Source organism: Coleofasciculus sp. FACHB-542, assembly GCF_014695825.1.
Taxonomy (GTDB): Bacteria; Cyanobacteriota; Cyanobacteriia; order Cyanobacteriales; family FACHB-T130; genus FACHB-T130.
The window spans coordinates 138,690-154,737 of record NZ_JACJPB010000049.1 but is presented as its reverse complement, the minus strand read 5'-3'; the positions used below and the strand labels follow the sequence as shown (position 1 = coordinate 154,737).

At 46.6% G+C, this 16,048-nt stretch carries 21 protein-coding genes; 10 read left to right on the top strand and 11 right to left on the bottom strand.

Translation table 11 applies throughout. The features are described from left to right. On the top strand, positions 1-170 hold a 170-nt coding region (locus tag H6F52_RS19895; protein WP_190531622.1), incomplete at its 5' end, for a transposase. A 73-nt stretch (positions 171-243) separates the two neighbouring features. Next, entirely contained in the window at positions 244-1,518 is a 1,275-nt protein-coding gene (locus tag H6F52_RS19890) for a tetratricopeptide repeat protein (protein ID WP_190536515.1), read from the top strand. 210 nt (positions 1,519-1,728) lie between these two features. On the opposite strand, the gene H6F52_RS19885 is transcribed toward H6F52_RS19890, so the two are convergent. After that, positions 1,729-2,499, bottom strand: a complete 771-nt coding sequence (locus H6F52_RS19885) for an anti-sigma factor (RefSeq protein WP_190536514.1) — start codon at positions 2,497-2,499, stop codon at positions 1,729-1,731. A gap of 7 nt (positions 2,500-2,506) precedes the next feature. Then, a complete protein-coding gene (locus H6F52_RS19880; protein WP_190429200.1) occupies positions 2,507-3,097 on the bottom strand; it encodes a sigma-70 family RNA polymerase sigma factor in 591 nt (196 codons plus the stop codon). 270 nt (positions 3,098-3,367) lie between these two features. Between H6F52_RS19880 and H6F52_RS19875 the strand changes: the two genes are divergently transcribed. From H6F52_RS19875 to H6F52_RS19860, 4 genes are all read left to right on the top strand, one after another. Continuing rightward, positions 3,368-3,610, top strand: coding sequence for a hypothetical protein (locus tag H6F52_RS19875; RefSeq protein ID WP_190536513.1), 243 nt, complete (start codon positions 3,368-3,370; stop codon positions 3,608-3,610). 25 nt (positions 3,611-3,635) lie between these two features. Then, positions 3,636-4,547: a class III poly(R)-hydroxyalkanoic acid synthase subunit PhaE gene (gene phaE, locus H6F52_RS19870; protein ID WP_190536512.1), complete on the top strand. Its 912-nt coding sequence runs from the start codon at positions 3,636-3,638 to the stop codon at positions 4,545-4,547. Positions 4,548-4,554: 7 nt separating this feature from the next. Continuing rightward, positions 4,555-5,607, top strand: a complete 1,053-nt coding sequence (phaC, locus tag H6F52_RS19865; protein ID WP_190536511.1) for a class III poly(R)-hydroxyalkanoic acid synthase subunit PhaC — start codon at positions 4,555-4,557, stop codon at positions 5,605-5,607. Between the two features lie 237 nt (positions 5,608-5,844). Continuing rightward, complete coding sequence (locus H6F52_RS19860) at positions 5,845-6,561, top strand: Crp/Fnr family transcriptional regulator (RefSeq protein ID WP_190413848.1); 717 nt, start codon at positions 5,845-5,847, stop codon at positions 6,559-6,561. A gap of 102 nt (positions 6,562-6,663) precedes the next feature. Here H6F52_RS19860 and H6F52_RS19855 read toward each other — a convergent pair whose 3' ends face one another. Then, on the bottom strand, positions 6,664-6,852 hold the full coding sequence (locus tag H6F52_RS19855) for a hypothetical protein (RefSeq protein ID WP_190413849.1): 189 nt from the start codon (positions 6,850-6,852) through the stop codon (positions 6,664-6,666). A gap of 453 nt (positions 6,853-7,305) precedes the next feature. Here H6F52_RS19855 and H6F52_RS19850 point away from each other — a divergent pair, with 453 nt between their 5' ends. Both H6F52_RS19850 and H6F52_RS19845 read left to right on the top strand, forming a co-directional pair. Continuing rightward, positions 7,306-7,842, top strand: coding sequence for an HAD-IIIA family hydrolase (locus H6F52_RS19850; RefSeq protein WP_190536510.1), 537 nt, complete (start codon positions 7,306-7,308; stop codon positions 7,840-7,842). A 15-nt stretch (positions 7,843-7,857) separates the two neighbouring features. Beyond that, on the top strand, positions 7,858-8,103 hold the full coding sequence (locus H6F52_RS19845) for a hypothetical protein (RefSeq protein WP_190429206.1): 246 nt from the start codon (positions 7,858-7,860) through the stop codon (positions 8,101-8,103). Positions 8,104-8,208: 105 nt separating this feature from the next. Here the strand turns inward: H6F52_RS19845 and H6F52_RS19840 are convergent, their stop codons facing one another. The 5 genes from H6F52_RS19840 to H6F52_RS19820 form a co-directional block, all read right to left on the bottom strand. Continuing rightward, complete coding sequence (locus H6F52_RS19840) at positions 8,209-9,840, bottom strand: NAD(P)/FAD-dependent oxidoreductase (protein WP_190536509.1); 1,632 nt, start codon at positions 9,838-9,840, stop codon at positions 8,209-8,211. A gap of 287 nt (positions 9,841-10,127) precedes the next feature. Continuing rightward, positions 10,128-10,598: a DUF4383 domain-containing protein gene (locus tag H6F52_RS19835; RefSeq protein WP_190413853.1), complete on the bottom strand. Its 471-nt coding sequence runs from the start codon at positions 10,596-10,598 to the stop codon at positions 10,128-10,130. Positions 10,599-10,696: 98 nt separating this feature from the next. Next, complete coding sequence (locus H6F52_RS19830; RefSeq protein WP_190413854.1) at positions 10,697-10,903, bottom strand: chlorophyll a/b-binding protein; 207 nt, start codon at positions 10,901-10,903, stop codon at positions 10,697-10,699. 186 nt (positions 10,904-11,089) lie between these two features. After that, on the bottom strand, positions 11,090-11,470 hold the full coding sequence (locus tag H6F52_RS19825) for a hypothetical protein (protein WP_190536508.1): 381 nt from the start codon (positions 11,468-11,470) through the stop codon (positions 11,090-11,092). Between the two features lie 384 nt (positions 11,471-11,854). Further along, positions 11,855-12,094, bottom strand: coding sequence for a hypothetical protein (locus H6F52_RS19820; RefSeq protein ID WP_190436200.1), 240 nt, complete (start codon positions 12,092-12,094; stop codon positions 11,855-11,857). Positions 12,095-12,365: 271 nt separating this feature from the next. On the opposite strand from H6F52_RS19820, the gene H6F52_RS19815 reads away from it, so the two are divergent. Further along, positions 12,366-12,641: a hypothetical protein gene (locus H6F52_RS19815; RefSeq protein WP_190536507.1), complete on the top strand. Its 276-nt coding sequence runs from the start codon at positions 12,366-12,368 to the stop codon at positions 12,639-12,641. 47 nt (positions 12,642-12,688) lie between these two features. Here H6F52_RS19815 and H6F52_RS19810 read toward each other — a convergent pair whose 3' ends face one another. The 3 genes from H6F52_RS19810 to H6F52_RS19800 all read right to left on the bottom strand — a co-directional run bounded on the left by H6F52_RS19810 (position 12,689) and on the right by H6F52_RS19800 (position 15,563). Next, on the bottom strand, positions 12,689-13,651 hold the full coding sequence (locus tag H6F52_RS19810; RefSeq protein WP_190536506.1) for an aldo/keto reductase: 963 nt from the start codon (positions 13,649-13,651) through the stop codon (positions 12,689-12,691). Positions 13,652-13,773: 122 nt separating this feature from the next. Beyond that, positions 13,774-14,280: an N-acetyltransferase gene (locus tag H6F52_RS19805; RefSeq protein ID WP_190536505.1), complete on the bottom strand. Its 507-nt coding sequence runs from the start codon at positions 14,278-14,280 to the stop codon at positions 13,774-13,776. A 263-nt stretch (positions 14,281-14,543) separates the two neighbouring features. After that, positions 14,544-15,563 carry an NADP-dependent oxidoreductase gene (locus H6F52_RS19800; RefSeq protein ID WP_190536504.1) on the bottom strand — a complete coding sequence of 340 codons (1,020 nt, stop codon included), beginning with the start codon at positions 15,561-15,563 and terminating at the stop codon, positions 14,544-14,546. 204 nt (positions 15,564-15,767) lie between these two features. Here H6F52_RS19800 and H6F52_RS19795 point away from each other — a divergent pair, with 204 nt between their 5' ends. Then, positions 15,768-15,944 (top strand): hypothetical protein, encoded by a 177-nt coding sequence (locus tag H6F52_RS19795; protein ID WP_190536503.1) that lies wholly within the window; start codon positions 15,768-15,770, stop codon positions 15,942-15,944. Positions 15,945-16,048 lie beyond the last annotated feature (104 nt).

Here is a 16,048-nt window from a genome sequence, read left to right as displayed (position 1 = left end):
TTTGGCTCCCCCCTTATTCACCCGAACTCAACTTAATTGAAATCTTATGGAAGTTTATGAAATATGAATGGATAGAGATAGAGGCTTATCGGGACTGGAAAAGTTTAGTAAAGGATGTCAAAAATGTGCTAAAAAAAGTCGGAACCGAATATGTAATTAATTTTGCTTAAGCACTTATATGCGAATAAGAGCAGTTTGTACGACGACATCCTGAGATGACATCCTGAAATATCTGAAACTCTGATGGGCATACATTTGGAGCGGGCACAGCTGCTGATTGAGCAGTCGCGGTATGAAATGGCAGAGAAAGAACTGCGACAGGAACTGGCAATGGAGCCAGATAGTGCGATCGCGCATACTCTGCTCGCCCTGTGCTTGAATTATCGCCAAATGTACTCGGAAGCCACCCAGATGGCTCAGCGAGCGATTCGCTTGGCTCCCGATTGGGGGTACGCTCACTACGTCCTAGCCTATATTCTGTGCGATTACAACCAGCTTCTAGAAGCGGAAACGGTACTCAAAGAGGCTTTGCGGCTGAGTCCCGATAACCCCAGCTACTTCGCCCTGCTCTCGCGCATCCGCTATAATCTACAGCTTTGGCACTCAGCACTAGAAGCGGCAACCCAAGGGCTTGTCGTTGACCCAGAGGACGTGGAGTGCCTAAATTACCGAGCGATGTGTCTGATGCAACTCGGTCGCTTACCAGAAGCTCAGGCGGTGATTGAGAGTGCGATCGCGCTTGACCCAGAATATGCGGGAAGCTATGCCAACCGCGGCTGGATACTCCTGGCGCAGGGAGGATATCCCGCTAAAGCGTTAGAGTGTTTCCGCGAAGCACTACGGCTTCAACCAACCTTTGAGTGGGCGCGACGGGGAATCGTCGAAGCGCTCAAGGCAAAGAACCCGCTCTACAGGCTGATGCTGCGCTACTTCTTGTGGAGTTCTAGGCTGAGTAACGGAGCTAGGTTGGGCTTCAGTATCGGCTTGTACTTCGCTTTCCGCCTGCTAGTGGGCGGCATCGCTGCAAGTAGCAACCCTTTGCTGTGGTTCGTAGTGATTGCCTACTGTCTGTTTGTCCTGCTTACCTGGATTGCTGACCCCTTATTCACCTTATTACTCCGGTTTGACCGCTTCGGGCGATTAACCCTTTCCGAACAAGAGGTTAAAAACTCAAATTTAGTCGGGGCAGTATTTCTAAGCATCTTAATGGCAATTGGTCTGTGGTTGGTGACTAAAAACACCAACATCCTCATCGTCGCCCTCTCACTAGGACTTTTGTTGCTACCGATAACGGCGATGTTAAATTGTCCGGCAGGATGGCCCAGAAAGTTCATGGCAACCTACACGATCGTTTTAGCGATCGCATGGCTGGCAGCTATCGGTCTATCATTAGCCGAGCCGCCTCTGGGAGAAATTGGCGTTCAGTTTGCCGGAATTTCCCTAGCTTTTTTCTGGCTTGGTTCGATACTTTCAAGCTGGTTGGCAACTGTACTGATGGGCGTCAAAACAAAGCAGTGAGTGCGAGCATCTCAAGTATGTTTTCTTTACCTGAAAACCCTTCTCAAAGGTATTCCCCATAGGTTTTTAAAGCAGTTAAAAGGTTAAAAATATTTTCTCAACACTTTTAAGCTCAACACTTTTAAGCTCAACACTTTTAAGCTCAACACTTTTAAGCTCAACACTTTTAAAATACCTCCCAATATTCCAGCGCTCGTTGCTTCCCCTCTGCTACAAGCTACTTTCAACCATGACTGCGGGACCGACTGGCTGCGGAGGTAGGCTAGAGGGTTCTAAGGTAACAGCTAAGGTTGAGGTTGTAGCACCACAAGCACCGACGGGAATGGAAATTTGCTCTAAAACAGTTCCCCCCTGACTTGCCCCAAAATTTGCACAAGGTATCTTTTTCTCGTCAACAATTGCCCAAAGTCGATAAATTTGACCAGATGGGACAGCCGGAAGATTTTGAAAGGCGATTACCGCTTTTTGTTCGTCCAGATTAACGAGAATACTTCCAGACGCTGTATTTGCTTTTTCTGTACCTGTGAGCGTATATAAGCGGGTATTCCGCTGTTGTAGCACCTCAAGGGCATCTTTCTGAGCCTGCACCGTTTGAAGTTCTTGCCGCAGCCGAGATTGCACTATCTTTAGATTTTGGCGCAGACGATAATTGTCAAACGCCAAAGCTAGGGCTAATAGTGCTACCAAACTAGCAAAAAGTTTGCTCCAAGGAAAAGAAACCTGTTTTGGAGCGGGTTCGGGGTTAACTGTCGGATTGGCAGCTTCCAGAATCGTCGAACGCAGATGTGGGGGAGGTGTGACTTCAGGAAGGGCGTAGGGCAAGAGTTCAAGCGATGTCTGCAAACGACTCACTTCTTCAGCCAGTTGCGGATTTTTTTCGAGAATTTGCCTAAATTCTTCCGCTTCTTCAGCGCTAAGATCGCCGAGGACATAACCTGCCATTAATTCTTCTAAGTTTTCGGGATTTAAAGGTTCGGTCATGGTGCAACTATTTTAGAAAATCTTGTAACGTTTGCCTCAATTTCAGTAGTCCCTGACGAGCGCGAGTTTTGACCGTCCCTAAGGGGATATTTAGTTGAGCCGCAATTTCCGATTGACTGAGACCCTGGTAATAGGACATTTCTAAGATTTGACGCTGATTTTCTGAAAGTTGCGCCAAGGCGTCCCGAACTTGCTGCGATCGCTCTCCTAACGAAGCTTGCTCAAAAGGACTTGCAGAGCTGATTTCAGTCGTCATTGTTTGACGCCAACGCTCTAGAAATTTGTGGGTGGTGCCACGAGAGCGAAGTTTGTCAATCGCACGCGATCGCGTCATAACGGTTAGAAAGCTGCTAAGAGAACCACGAGCGGGATCGTAAGTATCAGTACGCCACAGATGCAGAAAAATCTCTTGAGTGAGGTCTTCTGCTTCTTGGGGATTTTGCAAAATTTTTAATGCTAACCCATAGACAAGAGCGCCATAGCGGTCGTAGAGAGTGCCCAGAGCAGAGGATTGACCAGCTTTAAGTGCTTGAAATAGCTCTGTATCCATCCGGGGCGTTGTATTTGTTGATTTGCCATCGAGAGAGTCAGGATGCATGCGTTCTGGAGAGTAGGTCTAAGCCAATCACTCTTCAGAGTCAATTGCAGGACTTGATTGCTCTGCATCTCTCACAGGAGATAAATTCCCTTTTTCTTTAATACGATCTCCAAGATTAATTGGATTTATTTCAACAAAACCGCTGAACGCCTCCGTAATTCTACGAGTAGTGAAATCCAAAATTTCAGTAAAATCATAAGATTTGAAAATACTGTTAATTTGTCAATGGTGTTTCTACTTAAATTATGTCGTCGATCGAGCTTTGAGTTTTTGAGGAGCATCGAATGGAATGGTTCTGGACAATCGCTGGGGTGCTTGCTGCGCTCTTGGATGCGATCGCATCCAAGCTTCCAAGAGATACCGCCTTGGTTTCTGGGCTTTTTTGAGTTGGTTCATCATGCCAGAAAACCAGGCAAAGCCTTACTAGCAGTTTTACTTCAACCTCTTTTGGTATACATCTGGGGAATCCATCTTGAGCTAAAAGTACAAGGAATTCAGATGATTGCCCATTAATGTCACCAATCGTTGAGTAAAGGCAATGGAAAGAAACGATACTCCCTGGCTAGAGCAATCCGAGAAGCTGGTGAATATATGGGTTGAGACGGAGAAAATGTGGAAAAGCTGGTTCGATCTCATGAGGTCTGTGGCAACTCCGGAAACACTCGCTAATGTTCGCGCAGAGGTCACGGATACCCAGCCGCTGCTGACTCAGGCGGTCTTTATGCGTTTCCTGGAGATATTGACCAACTCCAGTAAGGACACAAATTTTTTGGTTGAATTTGCCAATCCTTGGCAATCCGTCTTCAACAATTACGCCGATTTGTGGCAAATCTACGAAAAGAATCTGCAAAACTTAGGTCAGTTTTGGGCAGAACCACTGCGGCAACCACTAGAGATGGCGACTCAGGCGATGAGCGGCGACAATGCAACGTCGCCGTCCACCAACCTCTACTGGGACTATCAACAGACCTTTGGCAACTTTCTTTTAAGCCCAAGCCTGGGATATACCCGTGAGTTCAACAACAAACTGCTGAAAAGCTTTGATGCCTGGACAAATTTCTATAAAGCAAGCTTTGACTATCAGTTAGTGCTGATCGATGTTTGGATGAGAGCCTTTGAGCATCTGGTGCGATTGGCATCTTCCCAGGAAAAAGGCGAAACGCTTCAGAACTGGCGGCAGTTTCAGCAAGTTTGGACTAAGGTATTTGACCAAGCATTCGCACAGACGTTCCGTTCAGAAAATGCCCTTCAGATCCAGGGTAAGTTCTTGAATGCAGCCATGACCTACAGGCTCCACCAGCAACAGCTGATGGAAGTGTTTCTGAAGATGAATGACTTGCCAACTCGCAGCGAAGTCGATGAGATGCACCACAGCATCTACGAACTGCGGAAGGAAATTAAAAGCCTGAAAAAAGCTTTAGCAGAATCCCAACGCCGCGAAGTGTCTTGAGGATGCAATGCACGAGTTTACCGAGCTAACCGAAAAACTGTTTAAGGGTGCCCATAACTTAAGTCACCTGCGCGAGGAGGACATTCAGATTGGGGTGACACCCAAGGAAGAGGTTTACCGCGAAGATAAGGTGGTGCTGTACCGCTTCACTCCCAAGGTGGAGCCTTCACTGAACATCCCCATCCTGATTGTTTACGCTCTCGTTAACCGTCCCTACATCGTCGATTTACAGGAAGGGCGATCGCTTGTTGCTAACTTGCTCAACCTTGGTTTGGATGTTTATCTGATTGACTGGGGATATCCGAGTCGAGGCGATCGCTTTTTGACCCTTGACGACTACATCAATGGTTATATCAATAACTGTGTGGACGTAGTACGCGATCGCTACAATCTAGAGCAAATCAACCTGTTAGGAATTTGTCAGGGAGGCGCTTTCAGTCTCTGCTACAGTTCCATTTACCCAGAGAAGGTAAAAAACCTAATTACTATGGTCACTCCAGTGGATTTTCACACCAATGAGGGACTGCTCAATGTTTGGGGTGGAAGCACTCTGGGGTCACAAGCTCTGGATGTGGATTTAATGGTAGATACTCTGGGTAATATCCCTGGCGACTTCATGAATTTAGAGTTCTTGATGCTAAAGCCATTTCAGTTAGGAGTTCAGAAGTATATTGACTTTCTGGATACTATCGATGAGGACAAGTTGCTCAACTTTCTCCGCATGGAAAAGTGGATTTTTGATAGTCCTGACCAAGCTGGGGAAGCTTATCGACAGTTTATGAAGGATTTCTACCAGGGAAACAAACTCATCAAAGGCGAGATCGAGATTGGCAAGAAGCGAGTAAATCTGGAGAAGATTTGCATCCCAGTTTTGAACATTTATGCCGAGCAAGATCATCTAGTTCCCTCGGCTTCTTCCTTGGCTCTTGAGAAGTATATCGGGAGCGAAGACTATACCGTGCGCTCCTTCCCAGTCGGGCACATCGGGATGTATGTGAGCAGTAAGGTGCAGCGAGACCTTCCTCCCACGATTGTTGATTGGCTGAAGGCGCGAGTCTGAACATTGCATGCGATCGCAACCCTCCATATCCCCCCTGTATTACTATTAGGTTTGTGCCGCCTCTCCCGCAAGCGGGAGAGGCGGCACAAAATTTTAATTCGCTAGCATATCAGAAGCCGAGTTTTCATTGCTAGCCATCAAACACCTTGTGACATTCGGACTAAGGTTTAAGTTCTTCTCCTAATGCCGTTAGTTGTTTTTTGTAACGACTTAACCCTAGAACATTCCTAATACCCGATGTCCGAAGCCTCACCCAAGCCAGTCAATCAACTGCTAGCTGCTCTGCCAGATGCTGAGTACCAAGGCCTTGTTCCCAATCTAGAGCACGTCCCGCTCTCTTTTAAACAAGTCCTTTACGAGGTTGGTGAACCAATTAAATACGTCTATTTCCCCGATCGGGCAATCGTTTCTTCCCTCACCACGATGGCAGATGGCTCGATGGTCGAAGTTGCCTTAGTGGGAAATGACGGAGTGGTCGGTCTCCCCGCCGCTTTGGGAGATAACATCGCCACTACAATCGCAATGGTGCAGGTACCAGACTCTGCCATGAGGATGAAGGCAAGCGTGCTGAAAACCGAGTTTCAGCGGGGTGGTTCACTGCAAAGTCTGTTACTGCGCTACATGCAGGCGCTGCACGCCTTCGTTTCCCAAAATGCTGCCTGCAATCGCCTCCATTATCTGGAGGGGAGACTGGCTCGTTGGCTGCTGCTCGTCTGTGACCGTGTAGAGTCAAAGGAGTTGCCCATGACTCATGAATTTATGAGCCAGATGCTGGGTGTACGACGTGCGGGTGTCACGGAGGTGGCTAACGCTCTTCAACAGGCAGAACTGATTCGCTACACTCGTGGCAAAGTTACCATCCTGAATCGGGAAGAATTGGAAGCGGTTTCGTGTGAGTGTTATCAAATCATCCAGGGCGAGTACGCTAGGTTGCTAGGCACTAAGAACGGTTGAGAGTTGTTGTTAGAGGAAGAAGCGATCGCTTCTCTCTAGCTGCTCTCGCAGCTCAATATTGATGAAAGTTGATGAAAGCCGTTGTCTGGCAACCTGTCTAGGCTAGATGAGCTTACTGGTGTTAGACACTGACACCGCCAGTACCGCTAACCCTACAGCTCCCAGTACAGCGATCGCACCCCACTTTGCGGTTGGATGAGTTTCCAGCCTAGTGGAGTAACTGTTCGTCCGTGAGTTCTTGGCGACATCTCCTGCACCAACCTGAGTACAGGTATGGTGTAGGCTTCGCAACCAATCCGGCTATTGCTTTCACTAAATCGTTCCCTTGCTCAAAAGATTTAGCTAATCAACATCAGTTCTGTTCGCTTTACGGGCGATCGGGTTGCTGTCAATACATCCTCAGCGGAATCAACCAGTACGAATTGCAGTTCGCGCCGCACATCTTCCGTTAACTCAAGTTAACGCTATAGCAAATTATTGATTTCTAACTTTATCTTTAGGATGATTTATCCAATGATTTATAGATAAGTTATAGAGAACCAAACGTGAGAATTATCACATTTTATAAAAAATAGTTTCCCTCGCCTTTGTATTTTGAATAACACATTAATTTAATATTTCACTTATTTGGAAGATAGGTTGATATGGCGATCGCTCTTACTCAGTGCATACCATTAGCTAGAGGATAAAAAATGAATCGCAGCTTAAGATGTCTGATAACACAGGGAATTTCATCAAGGAACGATGGGCTTATTACTAATAGACATGGATGGCACGCTCCGCGAACCACTCAGCGGACACCAATACTTCCAACATCCCAAAGATCAACGCATTATTGAAGGTGCTGATATTGCCATTCGCGCCTACAAAGATGATTGGATTATTGTTGGTATCACCAACCAAGGTGGAGTTGCCGCAGGTCATAAGTCTATGCAACGGTGCATCCAGGAACAGCAATACACGCTTGAGTTATTCCCTGAGTTGAGAGAAATTTACTTTTGCCCCGACTTTGAGGGTAAAAGATGTTTCCGCGTCACTCATCACAATGTTCATAACCACAGCCAAACCAAGTGGTCTGGACAGTACCGGAAACCGCAATCGGGTATGTTGCAGCTAGCAATGGTGAGACACAAACATACCCCACAAAATTCGCTGTATGTAGGCGATCGCCCCGAAGACGAACAAGCTGCCCAACGATTAGGTGTACCCTTTCAATGGGTATGGGATTGGATCGAGCAACATCAACAAGCGATCGCTCCCAACCTGACAGAAGCACAGTAACAAGAGAGGATACTCATGGAACGAGAGATTACAGATAGCGACGGCATTACCTGGACGTGCATTCAAGCCTATTCTGGGCTTGACAACAACGCAGAAAACCGGGATGCGGCGCAGGTTAAAGGGCAGGAGGATACCTACTGGGTCGTTTGTACGCCCAGTGGTGGCGCGAAGTCGGTGCGGCTCAAACTTCAGGGTGAATGGGAAAAATCCTACTCTGACGAGATGTTGCTCGATGAAATTCAAGCACAGCAGGAGGTATGATCGCAGCAAAATTCGCTGTATGTAAGCGATCGCCCGAAAGATGAACAAGCTGCCCAACGAGTAGGTGTACCCTTTCAATGGGCATGGGACTGGACCTGTGCAACATCAAACTCTAGTCTTAAGTATTCTCTTGGCAGCATCGATACCTGATAAAGCAGCACCTTCCATAAAACCTTGCCACTCGTAAAAAGAATTAGCGTGTTCGCCAGCAAAGTAAATATTTTTAAACGGTTTACCTTCATTACCTGCAATTGTTGTGAAATAACCTGGGTGATTGCAGGTGTAACTGCCCTGGAATAGGGGGTTAGAAGGCCAGTGTTCTAGATGCACTAAAAAATTATTGCCGTTGCGTGTGGCTGCCTTTAAAGTGCCAGGAAAAACGCGGTTAAGGTCGTTGAGAAAAGCCCCTGCTTCCTGCTGAACTTGATTAGGATTAATGTTTTTGCCTCGATTTCCACCAGAGTAGTCGGTCAGCACTGCTCTATTATTAGTTGCATTTTGTGGGTTTGTTTCCCAAGTGTTTTGATGATTTGATAAATCTGAATAGGATGAGCCGTCACTGCCAAGAGCAACCCAAGGGCGACTATTAAAGCCAACCATCATCTTAGCGTTGGTTCCATAGCGCAAATTATTAATCGCAAATAGTTTCTCGGCAGGCAGTTGAAGGCCTTTTAAATCAACTTGGCGCAAAGTTGAGAAGGGAATCGCAAAGACAACTGCATCATATTTGGCAGATGAGGCATCATTAAATGTTAATTCTACTTTGCCTGCACTATCAAAACGAACTCCTACTAACTGCTTGTTATAGTTAATTTGTCCTTGCAGTCGGTTACGCAGACCTTCAACAATTTGCTGGTTGCCGCCAATAACGTGATAGCGCTCGTCGCTGAAGACACCAAAGGGTGTAAACTTCGATCGCTTGTCGGCGTGAATGAAAAAGAGAAAACTGAGGCTGCTTTGCTGGTCAATCTCTAAACCGTACTCGGCAATATAAGCAGCTTTGATAACACCTTTGATTAGGTTTCCGGCATTACGGCTATCTAGATAGTCTCGCAGACTGAGCAAGTCGAGCTTTTTGTCAGCATCAGTATAATTGTCGGCGGTTGGCTGTGCAGAAAGCGATCGCAAGTCGGTACGCATAGCGGCAACAAAATCGCGGAATTCATCTACAACCACTGACTCTGAATAGCGCTGACCGTTGAAATAGTAAAAAACTTCTCCTGGTTGTTTTGATAAATCTTCTGTCTTGAGGTTAAACTCCCGCACGTATCCCAGCATTGTCTTGTGCAAGTTGTCAATAAACTCGCCGCCTCTTTCCACAACCTGACCGGGAAAATTAACATTCCCAGCAAAATCACCTCCCAGAGAATAACAGCGACCGCCACTTCTATTGCTTGCTTCAAATACGGTAGCGTTAATCCCGTTTTTCTTCAGTTCGTACCCGCAAGCAAGTCCGGCTAAACCAGCCCCCACAATTCCAACTTTTACATCTGCTGGTACAGGAGCTGCGAGGGTACGGTGAAGCAATCCTGAGCCTACTCCTATTGTCGCGCCGATCGCACTCAGCTTGCCCATATCAGTAAGAAATTCGCGCCGATTCGTGCGCCGTACCGCCATCAATGCCTCTAGAGATGCAATTCGCTCAATTCCCTCGTTGGTGGAGATATTTTGCTCTTGGCAATAGCGAGCAATGCGGATAGCACGTGCTAAGTTGTCGAAGAGTGGGGAACGACTCATGATAGCTTTTTCTCCTCACGCAGAGATTAATAAACGTCCTGTGCAACTTTATACTCAGAACCCTCGTTGTTATCGGGGGCTTTCTTAAAGTTACACGTTGCGCGATCATCAGTTGAGTGATTCAAGGACGTAAAGCTATCTCTTGCATTGATACTGAAACGAGCGCAAAAAAAGTAGTCCCACAAGGACTACTTTTGCATTACAGAATCAGAGCCAAGGAGGGCAGATGAAATAATTTCCAGCCGTAAGCATTAGAACACTGTCTCTACTTCGAGAAGGTATTCTGGTTACGCGCTAGGTTGAGCATTCGATGAACTTGGCATAGCGATTTCTGCTGACTTCACAAATCCGAAGTAGAAAGCGATCGCAGCAGTTAGAGCATTGAGCCAGATATTATTTCCAAAAAGTGGTGTAAGCCCAAACAGCGTATTTGCAAAGGGCAGCAATCCTAAAATAGCACCTGCTGCATAAAGGATAGCGAAGATGCGATTGAACACAATTGCTCCGCTTAAGCTAGTAAATGCCGCAATTCCCCAAACACCCACTAAAACGCCAATTGCATTATGAAAATAGTTGGTGGGGAATACTCCGAATATATAGCCGAAACCTGGTTCGGAGGTAAAGTTCTCAGAAGGAGTGACAAAACCAGGCATAAATCCAGCTAAGCCAAGTGACAAGAAAAGGAGACCTAGGATTAGAGCAGCGTAACGAATTGAAGAAACTGAAGATGTTGATGTTTGCGATGTTGATGTTTGCATGGCAGTATTTTGGTTTTTTAAAATTTTGGGTGTGGGCTAAACAAGTGTTTTGCTGCTGTTGGAGAAATACAGACAGCTTCTAACTGACCATTCAACTTCTAGCGAACCAGGTGGAGTACATCCCGAAGAACGCTATAACCAGCCATATCCCAAAGAAGATAGGCAACAAAACCCAGCATTGCTAGGCGACCGTTCCATAGCTCTTGCTGTGGGTTCCAGCCAAAAATCCAGGCATTGCGATCGGAACCGTTATATGCTGGAGCGACCGTAGGGGTTTTAGCAGTATTGATGGTTGAGTTTTTCATAGTGAATCGTTCTCAATGACGTTGTTTTGATTTCATGCTATCGAGTAGATTTGCTGGTATTGTCTACCGTTAGGATTGCATTCTACCTATATCTAAAGATTCGATTTGTAACGTTCAACTGTTAATATCGGCACAAGAAAAAGCATCCTTATTTACTGATAAAATTTGGAAGAAAAGCCCGAACTTTTATTCCGGATGGTTGACTTCAGGATCGATCGGAAGTTGAATTGGGTCAGTATCGGGTAGCGTTCCTTGAGCATCGCTACTGGGTACGTCGGGATTGTTGTGAAGATTAACCCGACCTTTTTCCGACTGCTCGCCATCTGCCGCATAAGAGCCTGCAATCGTTGAAGCTCCAGCAGTTTTGGCATCGCCTGTGGTCCTGGTTGTGGATGAGAAATTAGAAGCAATGGGATGAGCGATCGCTTCTCCCTCTGGGTTTGTGCTGACTCCTGCTGCAATGTTTGCATCTAAAACAGCACTTCCACCTGCATCGGAGAATGCAAAAACTTGAGCCTGTTGAGATGCGCCAACTTCTTGATTTGGCTCACTTGCTTGATTCGGCATGGATGCATTACTCTTTTCTAATTTCTCGGTGAATCTCTTAGAACAATTACTGTGGTTATCAACCTCTCCCCTTCCACTAGCTTCACTCGCGATCGCCATCAGCCACAACTAGGGCGAAATACACAAGCCAGAAGCAGCATTTCAGAGAGAGCAACTAGCACTTCAGTTCGTTGTATAGAGCGGCGAAACTCAACAGACAAACCTTGAGTTGGGTTTCTTCCCTCAACCCAACCTACAAAGTTAGCTGAGATCGCATACGTGTTTGGTTTTGCGATCGCTAAATCTAGCTCTCAACCCAGAATCCTTGGAGCAGCGGGATAGAACCGAGCCGAGCAGTTCATTTTCATCAAAGACTTGCCTAATTTTCAGCAATCTTTAATCTTTTTAACGAGAATCAGTTCCTTGATTCGGAGCGCCTACCACCTTAGGAGAAGCTCCTGGAGCTTCAGGTTCCGCACCGGGACTGGTTTCAGAATCGGCTTGTTGACTCGTCATACGATATCTCTCATCAAGCGGAGTGTCCCCCTCTTCTGTGGTTGGTACAGTTGTTTCGCTTCCAGGATTATCTTGAGGGTCATATTTAACCTCATCTTGCCGATTGTCTTGAGGATTTTCTATTGTCATAAACTGCACCTTATAAATCAGGCTATTCTACTAGGATATTCTTTAGTTTATTAAGGGTTTTCTATCTCCGGTTAGGACTGGCTCTATGACTAATTTAATAGGAGATATTACCGGGTAATTAGCCAAAAAGTATGATAAAGCACAATTAGAGTTAACATTTGCTATTGATTTGAGCGAGAAGCAAGACTTGCCATCAAGCAAATTGTGATTCTTATAGGAAGGTGTTTAAAATAGCCGCTTTGATGAAAGCTGTCGATCTAAAAGCTATCATTTGCAATGGACGGTTGTAGAGATTGTCATCGATCCTCAAGCGTTGCGATTACAACTGTTTACCCCATTTCGCCGACGTTGGGTACACCTACCCCTGTCCGATGTTCTTCGTATCGAACTGTTCGATGAGAGGTATGTGGTGCTATTGCGCTATCAACACGAGCGGTTGTGTATCATCCGTACCCGTTATCAAGACTATATGATTGGCTCCAGATTACGGCTCGTTGAACAGGAGTGGCTAGGCACAAAATTGTCTGCATTACTGAAAAAGATGTAGGGTTGCGATCTTGAGAAATAGCAATAAACTTGCGATCGCGTCTTCGATCACGTTGGCATCAGTTGCTGAATGCGCTGTGGCTCCTCTCCCAGCCAATCTAGATTCTGGGCGGTGCTGTCGAAAATTGATGAAGTTTTGAATGGCTCAAACTCGCCGCGCGATGCGGCTTCTGCCGTTTTTGCTAACAGCGATCGCACCTGCTCGTCATTCATTGGCTGAAATGTCCGCACCGCCTCAAACGCCTGATCCAGAATCTCCATGCTGTCAATTCCCGTAATCACAACCGATGTCGGCAGATTCAATGCATAGTGCAGACACTCAATTGGCGTTACCGTATTTGACCGTAACAGAATCCCGTTTGCCATGCTTTTCATCCCCAGAATGCCGATGTCCTGTTTAACCAGTTCTGGCACAACCAACTTCGCAAAGCTTCGGTAGTGGGCATCCATCACATTCAGCGGCAACTGAGCCGCATCAAACTTAAACCCATAGCTGGCTGCAACTTCCAGCATATGCAGATGAATCTGGGGGTCTTTGTGCCCGGTGAAGCCAATGTATCGGACTTTGCCAGCTTCCCTCGCCTCAATCAAAGCCGCATTTGCCCCTTCTGGGTCGAAAACTCGATGCGGGTCCTCGAACCGGAGGATTTCGTGGTGCTGGACGAGATCGATGCAATCAACTTGCAGGCGTTCCAGTGATTCGTCTAGCTGTCTTGCAGCTTCTTTCTTGGAGCGACCGTCAATTTTCGTCATCAGGAATACTTTGTCTCGGTAGCCATCGCGCAACGCTTTCCCCATGCGAATCTCGCTGACTCCACCGTTGTAATCCCAACTGTTATCCATAAAAGTGATGCCACGATCGATCGCAGCGCGAACAATCCGGATACCCAGTTGCTCATCAACGTTCTTCAATCCGATGTGCCAGCCACCGAGTCCGATCGCAGAAACGCTCTCTCCTGTACTGCCGAGAGTTCGGTATAGCATTTCTGAGTTTGGCGTACTTTCTGACATGTGTTCTCCTTATCTGCCAGCTATTGCTTAAGTGCATATAGCTATGAGCAAATTCAAACGCAAGGAAAAGTTCACAACATCTTGCTAGAGGCACACGAGAGCTGGATCTTGTAATAGCACTGTTAGCTCTGTACGCTAAATGACTCATGGAATGAGACAACTCCACTGGGTATCCGTGCGCCGAACGAAATCGCTTGGAAGTATTCGGGTGGGACATCGGGTAGAACAAGATTTGGCTGGCTCTTGAAACCAAAACGGTTGTAGTATTTTGGTTCGCCAAGCAATACACATCCACCTGCACCAAGCTCGCGTAGAGTAGCCAACGCCTGCTTCATAAGCTGTGACCCGATTCCAATGCCTTGATGTTCCGGAGCGACAGAGATCGGACCGAGTCCATACCAATCCTGACTCCCATCGGAAATGGAAACCGGGGACACAGCAACATGACCAACGATTTGTCCATTCACCTCGGCAACGAGAGAAACTGTCAAGTTCCCTGAGTTACGCAAGGCATCAACAATCAACTGCTCAGTGTGGCTAGTATGGGGGGCATTGAGAAATGCGGCAGTTGTCAATGCTTTGATGTCCGCCCCATCAGAAGTAACTTCTTTTCGGATTGTTAGATTCATTACTGCCTCTTTCTGGTTTGGATATCTTGCCTTGCTCCACTCAGCGCTCCTGCGATCGCTTTTGCGGGACGTTTCTTTTCATTTTCAAAGAAGATTCGCCAGAGATTGCTAGCTTGGGTCTAGTCACCCCAATCGTGAGATTCATAGCTCTTGGCAATGTAGTTGTCAAAAGCTAGTCCAGTCAAGGCGAAATCCCCGACTTTTTAGAAAAGCCGGGGATCTAAACTGCTGGGGATTGCTTGTCACTCATTCGTAATCCACGCTCATCCTGTCGGATCGTCACTGACCTTAACAATCAGCTTGCCAAAGTTTTTCCCTTGCAGTAAACCGATGAAGGCGTGGGGCGAGTTTTCCAGTCCCTCTACAAGGTCTTCTTTATACTTGAGCTTGCCTTCTTGCAACCACTGAGAAACATCATTTACGAACTCTGCCTGACGCTGTTGGTAATCACCGACCAGAAAACCTTTAATTAAAGCGCGTTTAACCAACAGTGGCATCAAATTAGGACCAGGCGGAGGATTTTCTGCGTTGTACTGCGAGATTAAACCAACCAGTGGGATTCTTGCCCCAAGATTAATCTGCTGGAACACGGCTTCTAAAATTGGCCCCGCCGTATTGTCAAAGTAAACATCAATTCCATTAGGACAAGTATCTTTTAATGCTGAACTTAGGTCTTGAGTTTTGCGGTTGATGCAGGCATCAAACCCTAATTCTTTCACGACGTAATCGCATTTTGCCTCACTCCCAGCCACCCCGACTACCCGACAGCCTTTGAGTTTAGCAATTTGACCGACTACAGAACCGACTGCGCCAGAGGCAGCAGAAACGACAACCGTTTCGCCCGCTTGGGGTTGCCCGATATCCAGCAGCGCGAAATATGCCGTCATTCCGGGCATCCCCGTTATGCCCAACGCATAGGAGATGGGGGCTTGATGGGGGTCAAGCTTACGCAACGTTTCGCCTTTCGATACGCCATAGGCTTGCCAGCCGTCATAACCCAGCACAAAATCTCCGGCTGAGAATTGGGGATGGTTCGATTTCACCACTTGGCTAACTGTGCCACCGACCATCACGGAACTCAATTCTGCTGGAGAAGCATACGATTCGCGATCGCTCATCCGACCACGCATATAGGGGTCGAGGGACAGGTAGATTGTGCGGTTGAGAACTTCGCCTTCCCCTGGTTCTGGGATTGGGGTTTCGACTAGGGCAAAATCACTCTCTTTTGGTTCCCCAACTGGACGGCTTTTGAGTAAGATTTGTTGGTTAATTGAATTAGGCATTGATGATTCCTATTTTTTTCCAATGCGTTGAGCATTGATTAGTGCTGTACTAGACTGGACAATCATCCCAACAAGTTTACTAACGATTGCAGTTGATTGATCGCTAGCTCAACATCTTTCATCAGACATAATTGGAGAGAGTTGCCAACGTGATTTGCTAGACCATCAATATTTACGAGAAGTTGAGGACAGTTAGGACGAACTATGGAAGCATTGATTGAAGAAATTGTACGCAAGCTTCATCATCTACCTGAAGTTAAAATCTTAGAGTTACTGGATTTTGTCGAATTTTTTACTTGGAATAAAGAACGTTTGATTTCACAACAGGTAGAAAGTGATGTTACTTCCCAAGAAGATCATGAGTTCGAGGCGATCGCATAATCAGGTGGCTGACGAATTCGAGATTTCTATCGGGTTAAGCATACCAGTACTATCCGACTATGCTATCAGTCGTGCTGGAATCTACGAGGAGCATCCCTAGTTGT

What these genes read in the sequence shown, in the direction of transcription:
- H6F52_RS19890 (WP_190536515.1), top strand. Translation starts at nt 244, where the DNA reads ATGGGCATACATTTGGAGCGGGCACAGCTGCTGATTGAGCAGTCGCGG.
- H6F52_RS19885 (WP_190536514.1), bottom strand. Translation starts at nt 2,499, where the DNA reads ATGACCGAACCTTTAAATCCCGAAAACTTAGAAGAATTAATGGCAGGT.
- H6F52_RS19880 (WP_190429200.1), bottom strand. Translation starts at nt 3,097, where the DNA reads ATGCATCCTGACTCTCTCGATGGCAAATCAACAAATACAACGCCCCGG.
- phaE (WP_190536512.1), top strand. Translation starts at nt 3,636, where the DNA reads ATGGAAAGAAACGATACTCCCTGGCTAGAGCAATCCGAGAAGCTGGTG.
- phaC (WP_190536511.1), top strand. Translation starts at nt 4,555, where the DNA reads ATGCACGAGTTTACCGAGCTAACCGAAAAACTGTTTAAGGGTGCCCAT.
- H6F52_RS19860 (WP_190413848.1), top strand. Translation starts at nt 5,845, where the DNA reads ATGTCCGAAGCCTCACCCAAGCCAGTCAATCAACTGCTAGCTGCTCTG.
- H6F52_RS19850 (WP_190536510.1), top strand. Translation starts at nt 7,306, where the DNA reads ATGGGCTTATTACTAATAGACATGGATGGCACGCTCCGCGAACCACTC.
- H6F52_RS19845 (WP_190429206.1), top strand. Translation starts at nt 7,858, where the DNA reads ATGGAACGAGAGATTACAGATAGCGACGGCATTACCTGGACGTGCATT.
- H6F52_RS19840 (WP_190536509.1), bottom strand. Translation starts at nt 9,840, where the DNA reads ATGAGTCGTTCCCCACTCTTCGACAACTTAGCACGTGCTATCCGCATT.
- H6F52_RS19835 (WP_190413853.1), bottom strand. Translation starts at nt 10,598, where the DNA reads ATGCAAACATCAACATCGCAAACATCAACATCTTCAGTTTCTTCAATT.
- H6F52_RS19830 (WP_190413854.1), bottom strand. Translation starts at nt 10,903, where the DNA reads ATGAAAAACTCAACCATCAATACTGCTAAAACCCCTACGGTCGCTCCA.
- H6F52_RS19825 (WP_190536508.1), bottom strand. Translation starts at nt 11,470, where the DNA reads ATGCCGAATCAAGCAAGTGAGCCAAATCAAGAAGTTGGCGCATCTCAA.
- H6F52_RS19820 (WP_190436200.1), bottom strand. Translation starts at nt 12,094, where the DNA reads ATGACAATAGAAAATCCTCAAGACAATCGGCAAGATGAGGTTAAATAT.
- H6F52_RS19810 (WP_190536506.1), bottom strand. Translation starts at nt 13,651, where the DNA reads ATGTCAGAAAGTACGCCAAACTCAGAAATGCTATACCGAACTCTCGGC.
- H6F52_RS19805 (WP_190536505.1), bottom strand. Translation starts at nt 14,280, where the DNA reads ATGAATCTAACAATCCGAAAAGAAGTTACTTCTGATGGGGCGGACATC.
- H6F52_RS19800 (WP_190536504.1), bottom strand. Translation starts at nt 15,563, where the DNA reads ATGCCTAATTCAATTAACCAACAAATCTTACTCAAAAGCCGTCCAGTT.
- H6F52_RS19795 (WP_190536503.1), top strand. Translation starts at nt 15,768, where the DNA reads ATGGAAGCATTGATTGAAGAAATTGTACGCAAGCTTCATCATCTACCT.